This window comes from Janthinobacterium sp. NKUCC08_JDC (assembly GCF_019345575.1).
In the GTDB taxonomy this organism is placed as follows: domain Bacteria; phylum Pseudomonadota; class Gammaproteobacteria; order Burkholderiales; family Burkholderiaceae_D; genus Janthinobacterium; species Janthinobacterium aestuarii.
Genome location: NZ_JAHKQW010000005.1, coordinates 57917 through 71839 on the forward strand (window position 1 = coordinate 57917; position 13923 = coordinate 71839).

The 13923-nt window shown below is 63.8% G+C and carries 12 protein-coding genes; 7 read left to right on the forward strand and 5 right to left on the reverse strand.

All coding sequences use genetic code 11. The features are described 5' to 3' along the window. Positions 1-67 precede the first annotated feature (67 nt). A complete protein-coding gene (ppc, locus tag KO538_RS14610; protein WP_219328727.1) occupies positions 68-2821 on the reverse strand; it encodes a phosphoenolpyruvate carboxylase in 2754 nt (917 codons plus the stop codon). A gap of 463 nt (positions 2822-3284) precedes the next feature. On the opposite strand from ppc, the gene KO538_RS14615 reads away from it, so the two are divergent. Beyond that, entirely contained in the window at positions 3285-3740 is a 456-nt protein-coding gene (locus KO538_RS14615) for an Rrf2 family transcriptional regulator (protein ID WP_070291511.1), read from the forward strand. A 64-nt stretch (positions 3741-3804) separates the two neighbouring features. Here the strand turns inward: KO538_RS14615 and KO538_RS14620 are convergent, their stop codons facing one another. The 4 genes from KO538_RS14620 to KO538_RS14635 form a co-directional block, all read right to left on the reverse strand. Continuing rightward, positions 3805-5487, reverse strand: coding sequence for a cation acetate symporter (locus tag KO538_RS14620; protein WP_219328728.1), 1683 nt, complete (start codon positions 5485-5487; stop codon positions 3805-3807). After that, positions 5484-5792 (reverse strand): DUF485 domain-containing protein, encoded by a 309-nt coding sequence (locus tag KO538_RS14625; RefSeq protein WP_034755744.1) that lies wholly within the window; start codon positions 5790-5792, stop codon positions 5484-5486. Before KO538_RS14625 ends, KO538_RS14620 begins: the two co-directional genes overlap by 4 nt. 129 nt (positions 5793-5921) lie before the next feature. Further along, entirely contained in the window at positions 5922-7103 is a 1182-nt protein-coding gene (gene hmpA / locus KO538_RS14630) for an NO-inducible flavohemoprotein (protein ID WP_219328729.1), read from the reverse strand. Positions 7104-7136: 33 nt separating this feature from the next. Then, positions 7137-7550, reverse strand: coding sequence for a hemerythrin domain-containing protein (locus KO538_RS14635; RefSeq protein WP_070302663.1), 414 nt, complete (start codon positions 7548-7550; stop codon positions 7137-7139). A gap of 226 nt (positions 7551-7776) precedes the next feature. Between KO538_RS14635 and KO538_RS14640 the strand changes: the two genes are divergently transcribed. The 6 genes from KO538_RS14640 to KO538_RS14665 are packed head-to-tail and all read left to right on the forward strand — an operon-like array spanning position 7777 to position 13885. After that, on the forward strand, positions 7777-8655 hold the full coding sequence (locus tag KO538_RS14640; RefSeq protein ID WP_034756446.1) for an STAS domain-containing protein: 879 nt from the start codon (positions 7777-7779) through the stop codon (positions 8653-8655). A gap of 7 nt (positions 8656-8662) precedes the next feature. Next, positions 8663-9025 carry an STAS domain-containing protein gene (locus KO538_RS14645; protein WP_034755734.1) on the forward strand — a complete coding sequence of 121 codons (363 nt, stop codon included), beginning with the start codon at positions 8663-8665 and terminating at the stop codon, positions 9023-9025. Positions 9026-9035: 10 nt separating this feature from the next. Next, positions 9036-9482, forward strand: coding sequence for an ATP-binding protein (locus KO538_RS14650; protein ID WP_051991706.1), 447 nt, complete (start codon positions 9036-9038; stop codon positions 9480-9482). Then, entirely contained in the window at positions 9479-10564 is a 1086-nt protein-coding gene (locus KO538_RS14655; protein WP_257620373.1) for an ATP-binding SpoIIE family protein phosphatase, read from the forward strand. Before KO538_RS14650 ends, KO538_RS14655 begins: the two co-directional genes overlap by 4 nt. Beyond that, on the forward strand, positions 10561-12384 hold the full coding sequence (locus KO538_RS14660; protein WP_219328731.1) for an ATP-binding protein: 1824 nt from the start codon (positions 10561-10563) through the stop codon (positions 12382-12384). Before KO538_RS14655 ends, KO538_RS14660 begins: the two co-directional genes overlap by 4 nt. After that, the gene (locus KO538_RS14665; protein ID WP_219328732.1) at positions 12371-13885 is read left to right on the forward strand and encodes a response regulator; all 1515 of its coding nucleotides are present in this window, start codon (positions 12371-12373) and stop codon (positions 13883-13885) included. Before KO538_RS14660 ends, KO538_RS14665 begins: the two co-directional genes overlap by 14 nt. Positions 13886-13923 lie beyond the last annotated feature (38 nt).

The window sequence follows — 13923 nt, forward strand, 5'->3', positions numbered from 1 at the left end:
AAGTGCAACTGCTGGGGTCAGACCCGGCGGGTCTGACCCCGGATTTTCGGCGGCTCTGCCCTAAAAATTAACCGCTGTTACGCAACCCTGCCGCGATACCATTGATCGACAAATGAATCCCCGTGCGCGCCGCCGCATCCTGCTTGCCCTCACGGAAGCGCTTCAACAGCTCCACCTGCACGTGATTGAGCGGGTCGATGTAGGGGAAACGGTTGCGTATCGAACGCTGCATCAGCGGATTGGCTTGCTGCAACTCTTCCTGGCCCGTGATCAGTTTCAAGGCGTCCAGGGTGGCCGCGTACTCGGCGCGGATGCGGGTAAAAATGGCGTCGCGCAAGGCCTTGTCCTTGACCAGTTCAGCATACTTGCCGGCAATGGCGATGTCGCTCTTGGCCAGGACCATATCCATGTTCGACAGCAAGGACGTGAAGAATGGCCAGTCCGTGTACATGCCGCGCAGCACGTCCGCGCCATCGGCGGGATGGGCGGCCAGGTAGGCTTGCACGGCGGAACCGAAACCGAACCAGCCCGGCAGCATCAAACGGCATTGCGCCCAGCTCAACACCCACGGAATGGCGCGCAAATCTTCGATGGACGTGGATTTCTTGCGCGAAGCGGGACGGCTGCCGATGTTCAGTGCGGCAATCTCCGCAATCACCGTCGATTCCCAGAAATACTGTTCGAAGCCTTCTGTGCCGTAGACCAGGTCGCGGTAGGCGTTCAGTGCCGTGCCTGACAGCTCTTCCATCGCGGCCAGATGGCCCGCGCCGGCCGAAGCCTTCGGTTGCAGCTGGGCCTGCGGCAACAGGGTCGACTGGATGGTGGCGGCCACCAGCACTTCCAGGTTGCGGCGCCCCACTTCCGGGTTCGCATACTTGGCCGTGATGACTTCGCCCTGCTCCGTCAGCCGGATCTGCCCTTGCACGGCGCCAGCCGGCTGGGCCAGGATGGCTTCATAGCTGGGGCCACCGCCGCGTCCCACGGAACCGCCGCGGCCGTGGAACAAGCGCAGCTTGATCTGATACTCCTTGAAGACGGTCACCAGCTCGATCTCGGCCTTGTAAAGTTCCCAGCCCGAGGTCAGGAAGCCGCCGTCCTTGTTGCTGTCCGAGTAGCCGAGCATGACTTCCTGCTGGTCCGCGCGCGAGGCAAGCAAGCCACGGTAGAACGGCAAGCCGAACGCGCGCGCCATGATGGCGGGGCCGGCGCGCAAGTCGTCGATGGTTTCAAACAGCGGGATGATATTGACGTCCACTTCGCGGCTATCCTGGCGCAGCAAGCCCACTTCTTTCAGCAGCAAGGCCACTTCCAGCAAGTCCGACACGCTGGCTGCCTTCGAGATGATGCAGTTCGGTACCGATTCACGGCCGTATTTGACGTGGGCTTCGCGCACGGCGCGGAAGATGTCGAGTTCGGACGTGGTTTCTTCCGAGTATTGCGCATACGGCGACGTCAGCAGGCGTGGCGATTCCAGTTCGGCCAGCAGCAAGCTGATGCGCTGCTCTTCGTCGAGGTCCAGGTAGACGAGGCCCGGCTGGGCGCCCGCGAACAGTTCGCCCACGACGCGCTCATGCACGTCGGAATTCTGGCGCAAGTCGAGCGGCGCCAGCGAGAAACCGAAGACCTTGACGGCGCGGCGCAGCTGGCGCAAGCGGCCCCGTGCCAGTGCGCGCAAGCCATTGCTGACAAGCGAATGCTGGACCACGTCCAGGTCGGCCAGCAGGTCCGCAGCCGCGGCGTAGGGCTGCACGCCATCGGCTTGCTTGCCCTTGCCGGAAAGCACCACGCGCGTGGCGTCCAGGCGCGCATGGATGCCATGCAGGGCGCGGCGGTACGGCTCGTCCACGCGATGCGGCGAGGCATCGGCCGAGCGTTCGGCCAGCGCCCGCAACGGCTCGCTGCAGGCGTTCAGTATTTGCGCCAGCGACAGTTGCGAAGCGAGCTTGCGCAATTCGCCGAGGTAAAAGTCGAGCACCTTGTCGGCCTGCGTTTGCAGGGTGCTGCGCAGGATGTCGGCCGTAACGAAGGGGTTGCCGTCGCGGTCGCCGCCTATCCAGCTGCCGACCTTCATGAAATTCGGTAATTCCGCATCTTCCCAGCGCGCGTCGCGCTGGGCCAGCATGGTTTCCAGCGAAGAATACAATTTCGGCAATTCTCGCAAGATCGTATGGTCGTAGAACGACAGGCCATTGGCCACTTCATCCATGACGGACAGCTTGCTCGTACGCAGCAAACGCGTCTGCCAAAGGGTGACGATGCCGCGGCCCAGCGCTTCTTCGTTTTGCTCGGCTTCTTCCGGCGTCATCTGCACGCGGTCGCGCTCGCTCAACAGGCGGGCAATGGCCATCTGGCAATTCTGGATGCTCTTGCGCTGCACTTCCGTCGGATGCGCCGTGAAGACGGGGCTGACGAACGCATCTTCGAAAAACGTTTCCAATGCATCTGCCTTGCCCGCGTCAAACACGTTGCCGACGGCATGGCTGAGGCTACCCTGGCGCGGCGGCGAGCCGGCGATCAAATGGGCGCGCGTGCGGCGGATGTGGTGCTGGTCTTCCGCAATATTGGCCAGCAGCGAGAAATAGCTGAAAGCGCGCGTCAATTGCGTGGTTTCTTCCTGCGACAGCGCTTGCAGCGCGTCCGACAGCTGCGCGCGCGCCGCTTCATCATTGTCGCGGCGGAAACGGATGGCCAGCTGGCGCACATGTTCGATGCGCTCGAAGGCGGGGTCGCCCAGATGGTTGCGGATGGCGTCGCCCAGCAGACGGCCCAGCTGGCGGATATCGCTGCTCAGCAGCTCGTCTTTCACTTCATTCATTTGCATGGTATGTATTTCCTGGGGCGGCCACGGCGGCACCGCACAGATTGCGTAGTTCGCGCTTCCCGGCCCGGGAAACGCCCATCGTCGAATTTGTAGTAAATTTACCTTATTGCTTCACCATCCTCTTGATTTCCATCAAAAAAAATCCTACTCAAAGGGCCAACAAGGGCTTACGAGCTATTTACCAGGGCAACAATATGAAAATTTACTACGCATTTAAGCGAAAGGCAATCAACTTTTGTCTTTCGAAGCGGAAAAGTGACGGCGCAACACACACGGCCGGCGCTCTCCTGTATGCTGCGGATGAAACAAGGATGTAATCCACATCTTTCACACACCTGACAAAAACGTAGCGAGCGGATGAGAGTTGTGGCCGAGAAGCGCAGCTGTGCGGATGCACAGTGAGCATCGCAGGCCGCAAATCGCGATGCGCAGTAGCTTTGTCGGGTGTTTACTCTCTACTCCCATGCGACTGACTGCCTATACCGACTACACCCTGCGCACCCTGATGTACCTGGGCGTGCACCGCGACCGCCTCGTCACCATCCAGGACATCGCCGACCTGCATGCCATCTCGAAAAATCATTTGATGAAGGTGGTGCACCAGCTGGGCCTGTCCGGCATCGTGGAAACGGTGCGTGGGCGCAATGGCGGCCTGCGCCTGGCGCGCGATCCGGCCGAGATCAATATCGGCACCGTCGTGCGCGAGACGGAAAACGATTTTTTCATGGCGGAATGTTTTAACAAGGAAAACAATACCTGCCCGCTGACACCCGATTGCCTGCTGAAAGCCAAGCTGGGCCAGGCCACGGCCGCCTTCCTGGCCGTGCTCGACACGGTGACCCTGGCATCGATACTTGAAGCGACGCCGGGCGCGCCGGCGCTGGCGGCCGGTGTGATCCCCCTGCGCGTGGCAAAGTAAGCGCGCCAAAAACAACAATGCCCGGCGAACCGGGCATTGTTTCCTGCAGCGACTATCTAAAACATCAATGCGCGCTGGCGCCTGCCGCGCCGATGCCCGTTTCCGAACGCATCTGCTGCGCTTCGTAGCCGGCGCGGTCGATGCGCGCACGCGGGCTCTTGTCGAGCACCGAGAACAGCCAGATGCCGACAAAGCCTGCCGTCATCGAGAACAGCGCCGGCGAGGCGTAAGGAAACAGCGCTTCGCCATGGCCGAGCACGTCTACCCACACGGACTTCGACACCACCGTCAGCGCGACGGCCGTGGTCAAGCCGAGGAAGCCGCCGATGGTGGCGCCCCGCGTCGTGCAATCCTTCCACAGCACCGACATGAACAGTACGGGGAAGTTGGCCGAGGCGGCAATGGCGAATGCCAGCGAGACCATGAAGGCGATGTTCTGCTTTTCAAAGGCGATGCCGAGGACCACGGCGATGATGCCCAGCACGATCGTCGTCATGCGCGATACTTTCAATTCATTGGCGCCCGTGGCCTTGCCCTTCTTGATGACGGTGGCATACAGATCGTGCGACACGGCCGACGCGCCCGACAGGGTCAGGCCCGCCACGACGGCCAGAATCGTGGCGAACGCGACCGCCGACATGAAGCCGAGGAAGACGTTGCCGCCCACGGCCTTGGCCAGGTGCACGGCCGCCATGTTGTTACCGCCCAGCAGCTTACCGGCCGCATCCTTGAACTCGGGATTGGTGCTCACCAGCACGATGGCGCCAAAGCCGATGATGAAGGTCAGAATGTAGAAATAGGCGATCCAGGTGGTGGCCCAGAACACGGATTTGCGCGCTTCCTTGGCGCTCGGCACCGTGAAGAAACGCATCAAAATGTGCGGCAAGCCGGCCGTGCCGAACATCAGCGCCATGCCGAACGAGATGGCCGAGATCGGGTCCTTGATGAAGGACCCGGGACCCATGATGGCTTCCTTGGTGGCGTGCACGTCGACCGACTTGGCGAACAGCGCTTCCGGGCTGAAGTTGAATTGCGCCAGCACGGCCACGGCCATGAAGGTGGCGCCGCCCAGCAGCATCACGGCCTTGATGATCTGTACCCAGGTGGTGGCCGTCATGCCGCCGAACAGCACGTAGATCATCATCAACGTACCGACAAGGACGACGGCGATCCAGTATTCGAGGCCGAACAGCAGCTTGATCAGCTGGCCCGCGCCCACCATCTGCGCGATCAGGTAGAACGCCACGACGACGAGGGTGCCGGACGCGGAAAAGATGCGGATCGGCGCCTGCTTGAAGCGGTAGGCGGCCACGTCGGCAAAGGTGAAGCGGCCCAGATTGCGCAGGCGCTCGGCCATCAAAAAGGTGATGACAGGCCAGCCGACGAGAAAGCCGATGGCGTAGATCAGGCCATCGTAGCCGTTCAGGAAGACGGCGGCGGAAATGCCGAGAAACGAGGCGGCCGACATATAGTCGCCCGCGATGGCCAGGCCGTTCTGGAAGCCCGTGATGCCGCCGCCGGCCGTGTAGAAATCGGAGGCCGACTTGGTCTTCGCGGCCGCCCACTTGGTGACGAACAGGGTGAAGATGACGAAGGCGGCGAACATGATGATCGCCGTCCAGTTGGTCGGTTGCTTGACTGCCTGGCCCAGGTCGGCACCGGCCGCAAACGCGGCGTTGCTGGCACCCAGCAGGGCCAGGGCGCTCAGACAGGACGCTCCGCGCAGCGCATGCTTGGCGGCGCTCATGCTTGCACCCGTGCCTGGATGGCGTTGCTCAGGTCGTCGAATTGCTTGTTGGCGCGGCGCACATAGATACCGGTGACGAGCACGGTAAACACGATGACGAACAGGCCGATCGGCATGCCCCAGGTCATCACGCCGGCGCCCGTTTTCGTGGCCAGGAATTCCTTGTTGAAGGCGATGAGCAGGATGTAGCCGTAGTACACGAGCATCATCAGGCCCGTCAGCGCCCAGCCGAAGCGGGAACGCACCTTGACCAGCTGATGGTAGCTGGGGTCGCTCTTGATTTTTTGAACCAGATCGTCATGCATTGTGTTGCCTCCTGTTATGTAAAAGCGTGCTCTTTTGTGCGAGCTTGGATTCACAGTACAGCGCGAGGCTTACCCGCCCCTTACGGCAGCGTTTTTTCTCGCGGGGGCAACACAAGGCAGGAAGAAAAATCAGTTCAAGGCGGCAGCCGGTCCGAAGAATTCATGGTGCGTCTGCTGTTCCGGCACGCCCAGCTCGCGCAAGTATTGCTTGACGGCCCGCATGAATGGCTGCGGCCCCAGGAAATAGGCATCGACGTCACGCGAGGCCGGCAGCCAGTTTTTCAGCTGCTCTTTATTCAGCAGGCCGACGGCGTCCGGTGCATCGTGTTCACCACCATGTTCCGCATAGCAGTAATAGCGCTGCAGCTGCGGGTGCTGCGCGGCCAGCTCGTCGATCTGCGCGCGGAACGCATGCACGCCGTGGTTGCGCGCCGCATGGATGAAATGCACGGGACGCTTGCCGCGCAGGGCCGCCGTCAGCATGGCCAGGGTCGGCGTGATGCCCACGCCGCCGCTGATCAGCACCAGCGGCTTGTCGCTGTCTTTCAGCACGAAGTCGCCCGATGGCGGCGTCAGCTGCACAGTGTCGCCCGCCTGCACGTGGTCGTGGAAATGGTTCGACACCTTGCCGCCCGCTTCGCGCTTGACGCTGATGCGGTAGGTCTGGCCATTGCTGGCGGCCGACAGCGAGTATTGGCGGCGCATGGGCACGCCATCGACGGTGGCCAGCACGCCGATATACTGGCCTGGCGCGAAGTCGAGCACGGGCCGGCCATCAACGGGCGCCAGCAGGAAGGATGTGATCTCGCCGCTTTCCACTGTCTTGCTGCGCACGGTAAAGTCGCGCGCGCCGCTCCAGCCGCCCGGTGCGGCCGCCTGCGCCTTGTAAATGCGCCCTTCTTCGCCGGCCAGGATGTCGGCCAGTTGTCCGTAGGCCGCGCCCCAGGCGTCGATGACGGCGTCGCTGGCGACCTCTGCGCCCAGCACTTCGCGGATCGCCTGCAGCAGGCTGGCACCGACCAGCGGATAGTGCTCGGCGCGAATTTGCAGGGCCACGTGCTTGTTGACGATGGTCGACACGAGGTCGCCCAACGCATCCAGTTTATCGATATGTTTGGCATACATCAGCACGCCATTGGCCAGTGCGCGCTGCTGGTCGCCGCTGTGCTGGTGCGCCTGGTTAAAGTACGGCAGCACTTCCGGATGGTCGCGGAACAGATTCTTGTAGAAGTGGCGCGTCAGCGCTTCGCCGCCCTGCTCGAGGATGGGGACGGTGGCCGTGATGATGGCGCGTTGTTCTTGGGTCAGCATGTAAAACTCCTGTGTGGATATGGGTAAGCGGTCTCAGGCCAGCGTCTCTACAGCTGGATATAACTCATGGTCTTCGCGGCGCATGCGCTGGAACAGCGCGTGCAGCACGGTATTGGCTTCGCTGCGGAAGGCTTCCGGTTCGGCTTCCAGGCGCACGGGCGTATTCCAGCGGCCGGCGAAATCAAGGTAGGCGCCGGCGATGCCGTGCATCTCGTTTTCGTACTGGCGCCCCAGCTGGGCCACTTTGGCCACGCCGGACGCTTGCGCGGCCGGATACAGGTAGCGCTGCTCGACGGCCAGGTGCAGCTTGATCAAGCCGCTCATAGCGATGATCTGTTCGGCAATGGCCTGCGCCTGCGCGGCCACACCGCCGCGCGCCAGCTGGCGCAAGTCGTCGATGGCGGCCAGGATGGCCAGATGCTGCTGTTTGAATTTGTCGATATTCATGGCGTTTTTCTCTTGTTGAGTGTAGCAAGTGTAGCGGAATTGGCATAAACATGCAAATTACATGCATCTTTAAAGCTTCAACGTTTCCTGGAGGAATGTAAATCGACATGTGCCACTATGTGCGGCACAGAACACAAGCTTCCGCGATGCCTGCCTATAATTTGCTCATCACAGCGCGGGCCCGTTTGCGGCCGTGCCGCACCCTCCACTCAAGCCAAGGATGAGCATGAAAAACAAAACGGGCACGGGCCAGGCGCAGCAACTGGCCGGCATCATCAACGAACACCACACGGAACTGCTGGATGGCTGGATGGCCGGCCTGATCGCCCGCCTCGTGCGGCGCGACAAGATCGCGGAAAACGAGCTGCGCCAGCAGGCATCGCAATTGCTGCCGCTGCTGGCGGGCGCGCTGGAAAGCGGCGACTCGTTCGACATCGAAGGCGGCGCCTGGGACGATACGCGCCAGCTGATCGCGGAAATATCGCAGTCGCGCGTGCGCCAGGGCTATTCGCCGATCGACACGGCCAGCTTCATGTTCGCCCTCAAGGAACCGCTGTTCGGCTACCTGCGCAAGGCGATCACGGCGCAGCCGGAGCAGCTGGGCGACGCCATCGTCAGCACCAGCAAATTGTTCGACGAGCTGGGCCTGCTGACCATCGCCATCTACCAGAAGGCGCGCGAACAGGTGATTCTGCGCCAGCAGCAGGAATTGCTGGAACTGTCCACGCCCGTGGTGCAGCTGTGGCAAAACGTGCTGGCCCTGCCCCTGATCGGCACCCTCGACAGTGCGCGCACGCAGGTGGTGATGGAAAGCCTGCTGCAAAAGATCGTCGATACGGGCGCCCTGATCGCCATCATCGACATCACGGGCGTGCCGACAGTCGACACCCTGGTGGCGCAGCACCTGCTGAAAACCATCGCCGCCGCGCGCCTGATGGGCGCCGACTGCATCATCAGCGGCATCCGCCCGCAGATCGCGCAAACCATCGTGCACCTGGGCGTCAACCTGGAAGACGTGATGACCAAGGCCACCCTGGCCGACGCCTTCGTCGTGGCCCTGAAACGCACGGGCTCCAGCATCAGCTACCAGCAGCAAGCACACTGAGGAGCCTATGGAAAGAATCCCCATTTTACGCATGGGCCGTCTGCTGCTGGTGACGATACAGGTGGACATGCACGACCGCCTGGCGATGACCTTGCAGGACGACCTGACCACCCGCATCGTGACGGACCGTGCCACGGGCGTGCTGATCGACATTTCCGCGCTCGACATCGTCGACTCCTTCATCGGCCGCATGATCAGCAACACGGCGGCGATGGCGAAAATCCTCGACGCGCGCACCGTCGTCGTCGGCATGCAGCCAGCCGTCGCCATCACCCTGGTGGAACTGGGGCTGACCCTGGAAGGCGTGAGCACGGCGCTCAACGTGGAGCTGGGCATCAAGATGCTGGAACGGGGCGGCGCATGCGCATGACGGGGGCGCCATGCTAGGCGCGCAGGCACAGGAGCGGACGCAGGCGGGAGGGCCGCAGACGCAGCAGATCCTGCCCCTGCACAGCGACGAAGACGTCGTGCGGCTGCGCAAGCAGGTGCGCGACAGCATGGTCGCCATGGGGTTTGGCCTGATCGAACAGACCAAGATCATCACGGCGGCCAGCGAGCTGGCGCGCAACACCCTGCGCTACGGCGGCGGCGGCGAAGCGCGCATCGCGCGCGTCTGCGATGGCGCGCGGCAGGGACTGGAACTGCGCTTTGTCGATGCGGGACCGGGCATCGACGATATTCCCCTGGCGCTGACCGATGGCTACACCAGCGGCGGCGGACTGGGACTGGGGCTGGGTGGCGCCAAGCGCCTGGCCGACGCATTTCACATCGACACGGCGCCCGGCGCGGGCACCACCGTCACCATCGCGAAATGGAAGCTGTTTTGAACCACCAGGAACCACAGCCTGACATTCTCAGGCAAAGAAGTTTTTCCATCGGCGAACCGAGCGAGATCGCTGCGGCCCGCCGCGCCGGCAACGAACTGGCGCGTCGCATCGGCTTCGACGACGTGCGCACGGGCCAGCTGGCCATCATCATCAGCGAAGCGGCGACCAACATCGTCAAGCACGCGCAGCGCGGCGAAATTCTGCTGCGCAAGGTGCTGCGAGGCGGCACCAGCGGCATTGAAATGCTGGCCATCGACAACGGCCCCGGCATGGCCAATGTGCGCCAGCACATGGCCGATGGCCATTCCACCACGGGCACCTACGGCGTGGGGCTGGGCGCGATACGCCGCCTGGGCCAGGAATTCGACCTGTACACGGCGCCCGGCAAGGGCACGGTGCTGATGGTGGTGGTCTGGGGGCAGCACGCCAGCAGCGCCATTCCCGCCCATCCGAACTGGCGCATCGGCGCCGTGTGCCTGCCGCTGGCGTCGGAGCAGGTGTGCGGCGACGCCTGGAACGTCGTCTGCGAAGGCCATGAACTGAGCCTGATGGTGGCCGATGGCCTGGGCCACGGCCCGCTGGCGGCGCGCGCCTCGGAACGCGCCAGCGCCCTGCTGGAAACCGACACGCCCGGCTTGCCGCCCCTGCCCGCCCCCTTCATCGAACTGGCCCACGGCGCCCTGCGCACGACGCGCGGCGCGGCCATGGCCGTGGCGCATATCGACAGCGCACGCCGCGAATTGCGCTATGCGGGCGTGGGCAATATCGCCGCCTGCGCCTTCGATGCGCAGCAGCGCCGGCACCTGCTGTCGCATAACGGCATCGTCGGCAGCAACCTGCGCAAGGTGCAGGAGTTCTGCTATCCATGGCAGCTGGGTGCAACCTTGATCATGCACTCGGACGGCTTGCACACGCGCTGGGACCTGGAACAGTATCCGGGCCTGGCGCAATGCCACCCCAGCCTCGTCGCCGCCGTGCTGTACCGCGATTTTGCGCGCGGGCGCGACGACGTCACGGTGGTGGTGCTGCGCGAACATGAGGAATGCCAGGCCGTCACCGCGGAAAGGAGCGAAACAGCATGACGCAACGCATATTGACGGCCCATATCGGCAGCGAACTCGATGTGGTGGGCGCACGCCAGCGCGCGCGGCAGATCGCGGCCCTGTGCGGTTTCGGCGTGCAGGACCAGGTGCGCATCGCCACGGCCGTGTCGGAACTGGCGCGCAACGTCTACAACTACGCCGGCAGCGGCAAGGTGCATTTCGCCATCGATGGCCAGACGGCGCCGCAGGTGCTCAGCATCCGCATCGAAGACCAGGGCCCCGGCATCGCGCAGCTCGACAAGATATTGGCCGGCACCTACCGCTCGCCGACGGGCATGGGCCTGGGCATCCTGGGCGCCCAGCGCCTGATGGACCGCTGCCATATCCACAGCACGCCCGGCGAAGGCACGCAGATCACGCTGCACAAGCTGTTCCCGCGCGACGCGCGCCTGCTCGACGGGAGCATGATCGGCACGCTGTCCGGCAGCCTGCAGGCGCTGCCTTCGGATATCACGCTGTCCGAAGTGCAGCAGCAGAACCGCGAACTATTGACCACCCTGGCCGAACTGAAGACGCGTCAGGACGACCTGCTGCAGCTGACGCGCGAACTGGAAGACACCAACCGCGGCGTGGTGGCGCTGTTCGCGGAACTCGACGAAAAAGCCGACCACCTGCGCCGCGCCGACCAGATGAAATCGCGCTTCCTGTCGAACATGAGCCATGAATTCCGCACCCCGCTCAGCTCCATCCGCGCCCTGTCCAAGCTGCTGCTCGACCGCATCGACGGCGAGCTGTCGGAGGAACAGGAAAAGCAGGTGATGTTCATCCTGCAAAGCGCGGTCAGCCTGAGCGACCTGGTGAACGACCTGCTGGACCTGGCCAAGATCGAGGCGGGCAAGGTCGACGTGCACGCCAACAGCTTCCAGGTGGCCGACCTGTTCAGCGCCCTGCGCGGCATGCTGCGCCCGCTGCTGGTGTCCGAGTCGCTCACCCTGACCTTCATCGACCCCGACCCGGCGCTGCACATCCATACGGATGAAGGCAAGCTGTCGCAAATCCTGCGCAACTTCATCTCCAACGCCCTCAAGTTCACCGAGGCCGGCGCCATCGTCGTCAGCGCCACGCCCTTGCCGGAGCAGGACGCCATCCGCTTTTCCGTCTCCGACACGGGCCTGGGCATCGATGCCGAAGACGTGCAGCTGATCTTCGAGGAATTCAGCCAGGTGGAAAACCACATGCAGCGCAAGGTCAAGGGCACGGGCCTGGGCCTGCCCCTGTGCCGCAACCTGGCCACCCTGCTCAATGGCACGGTGTCCGTGGAAAGCACACCGGGCCACGGTTCGCTGTTTTCCGTCGTCCTGCCCACCAGCTACCATGCGCCCGAAGGCAGCCTGCCGCCATGCGCGCCGGCCAACGACAATGGCAACGACCAGCGCGTCGCCGTGCTGGTGGTGGAAGACAATCCGCCCGTGCGCCTGCTGTATGAAAAATTTTTGGCCGGCAGCGAGTTTCGCGTCGTTCCCGCGCGCAGCGTGCGCGAAGCACAGGAGCGCTGGGAACAGCAGCGCCCCGCCGCCGTCATCCTCGACATTATGCTGCACGGCGAAACGGCCTGGCACTGGCTGGCCGAGCTGAAAAACGACCCGCTGCGGCGCCAGGTGCCCGTCATCGTCGCCACCGAGATCGACGACGTGCGCAAGGGCCTGGCCCTGGGCGCCGAGGCCTACTACATCAAGCCGCTGTCGCGCCAGCAATTGCTGGCGACCCTGCGCGCGCTGATCGGCAATACACATCACCGGCAAGAGCCGGCTCCGCCGCAAGGCACAACCACATGGGACAATGCGCATGCTACCGGATAACAACAGCGATGCTCTGATCCTGAACGTCGATGACAGCGACGGCGCACGCTACGCCAAATCGCGCATCCTCAAACGCGCCGGCTTCAAGGTCATCGAAGCGTCGAACGGCGGCGACGCGCTGCTGCGCGCCCGCCAGGACCGCCCCAACCTGATCCTCCTCGACGTCAAGCTGCCCGACATCAACGGCCTGGAAGTGTGCCGCCAGCTGAAGGGCGGCGCCGAGACGAACACCATCCTGGTGCTGCAAACGTCCGCTTCCTGCATCGGCACGGCCGACAAGATCCGCGCCCTTGATGGCGGCGCCGACAATTACCTGGTCGAGCCGATCGAGGCCGATGAACTGATCGCCAACGTCAAGGCGCTGCTGCGCCTGGGACGGGTCGAGCGCGCGCTGCGCGACGTGGACCGCCGCAAGGATGAATTCCTGGCCACCCTGGCGCACGAATTGCGCAATCCGCTGGGCCCCATCCGCACGGCGCTGGCCCTGCTGTGCAAGCTCGACCCCGTCGTGCCGGCCGTGCAGGACAACGCACGCCGCACCATCGGCCGCCACACGGACCACCTGGTGCGTCTGGTGGACGACCTGCTCGACGTGTCGCGCATCTCGCAGGGCAAAATCTCGCTGCAATGGGAAAGCGTGAGCCTGGCCAGCGTCATCCGCAGCGCGCTGGAAACGAGCTCGCACAGCGTCGAAGCGCGCGGCCATGCGCTGGACGTGAACCTGCCCAAGGAAGAACTGTGGGTCTGCGGCGACGCCGTGCGCCTGTCGCAGATCGTCGCCAACCTGCTGCTCAACGCGGCCAAGTTCACGGCGCCGGGCGGGCGCATCGCCATCACCGCCGTGCGCGAAAGCGACAATGTGCGCATCAGCCTGAGCGACAACGGCATCGGCATCGCCGCCGCCAGCATCGACAGCATCTTCGGCCTGTTCGAACAGAGCGGCCACTCGCCCGACCGGGTGCAGGACGGCCTGGGCATCGGCCTGTCGCTGGTGCGCAACCTGGTGACCTTGCACGGCGGCCAGGTCAGCGTGCACAGCCCCGGCGTGGGGCTGGGCAGCACCTTCGAAGTCATCCTGCCGCTCGACGCCAACCTGCCGCAGCCGGCCGCGCCAGCGCCGGAGGCGGCCGCCGGCGGCAGCCAGCGCATCCTCGTCGTCGACGACAACTGCGATGCGGCCGACACCCTGGCCGAATTGCTGGAAATGTATGGCCACACGGTGCGCACGGCCTACACGGGCACGCAAGCGACCGAGCGCACCCTGGAATTCAAGCCCGACATCGTCTTTCTCGACATCGGCCTGCCCGACATGAGCGGCTACGACGTGGCCATCAAAATGCGCCAGCTGCCGATACCGCAGCAATTCCTGCTCGTGGCGCTGACCGGCTATGGCCAAGAACACGACCGGCAGGCAGCCCTGGCGTCGGGTTTCAACGAACACTTCGCCAAGCCCGTCGATTTCGGCAAGCTGGCCATGCTGGGATTGCATATCGCACCATGAGCGGGGGTGGCGGCTGCGTGTTGCCAGGGCGTCCGCTA

What these genes read in the sequence shown, in the direction of transcription:
- ppc (WP_219328727.1), bottom strand. Translation starts at nt 2,821, where the DNA reads ATGCAAATGAATGAAGTGAAAGACGAGCTGCTGAGCAGCGATATCCGC.
- KO538_RS14640 (WP_034756446.1), top strand. Translation starts at nt 7,777, where the DNA reads ATGAAAAACAAAACGGGCACGGGCCAGGCGCAGCAACTGGCCGGCATC.
- KO538_RS14620 (WP_219328728.1), bottom strand. Translation starts at nt 5,487, where the DNA reads ATGAGCGCCGCCAAGCATGCGCTGCGCGGAGCGTCCTGTCTGAGCGCC.
- KO538_RS14625 (WP_034755744.1), bottom strand. Translation starts at nt 5,792, where the DNA reads ATGCATGACGATCTGGTTCAAAAAATCAAGAGCGACCCCAGCTACCAT.
- hmpA (WP_219328729.1), bottom strand. Translation starts at nt 7,103, where the DNA reads ATGCTGACCCAAGAACAACGCGCCATCATCACGGCCACCGTCCCCATC.
- KO538_RS14635 (WP_070302663.1), bottom strand. Translation starts at nt 7,550, where the DNA reads ATGAATATCGACAAATTCAAACAGCAGCATCTGGCCATCCTGGCCGCC.
- KO538_RS14650 (WP_051991706.1), top strand. Translation starts at nt 9,036, where the DNA reads ATGCTAGGCGCGCAGGCACAGGAGCGGACGCAGGCGGGAGGGCCGCAG.
- KO538_RS14615 (WP_070291511.1), top strand. Translation starts at nt 3,285, where the DNA reads ATGCGACTGACTGCCTATACCGACTACACCCTGCGCACCCTGATGTAC.
- KO538_RS14660 (WP_219328731.1), top strand. Translation starts at nt 10,561, where the DNA reads ATGACGCAACGCATATTGACGGCCCATATCGGCAGCGAACTCGATGTG.
- KO538_RS14665 (WP_219328732.1), top strand. Translation starts at nt 12,371, where the DNA reads ATGCTACCGGATAACAACAGCGATGCTCTGATCCTGAACGTCGATGAC.
- KO538_RS14645 (WP_034755734.1), top strand. Translation starts at nt 8,663, where the DNA reads ATGGAAAGAATCCCCATTTTACGCATGGGCCGTCTGCTGCTGGTGACG.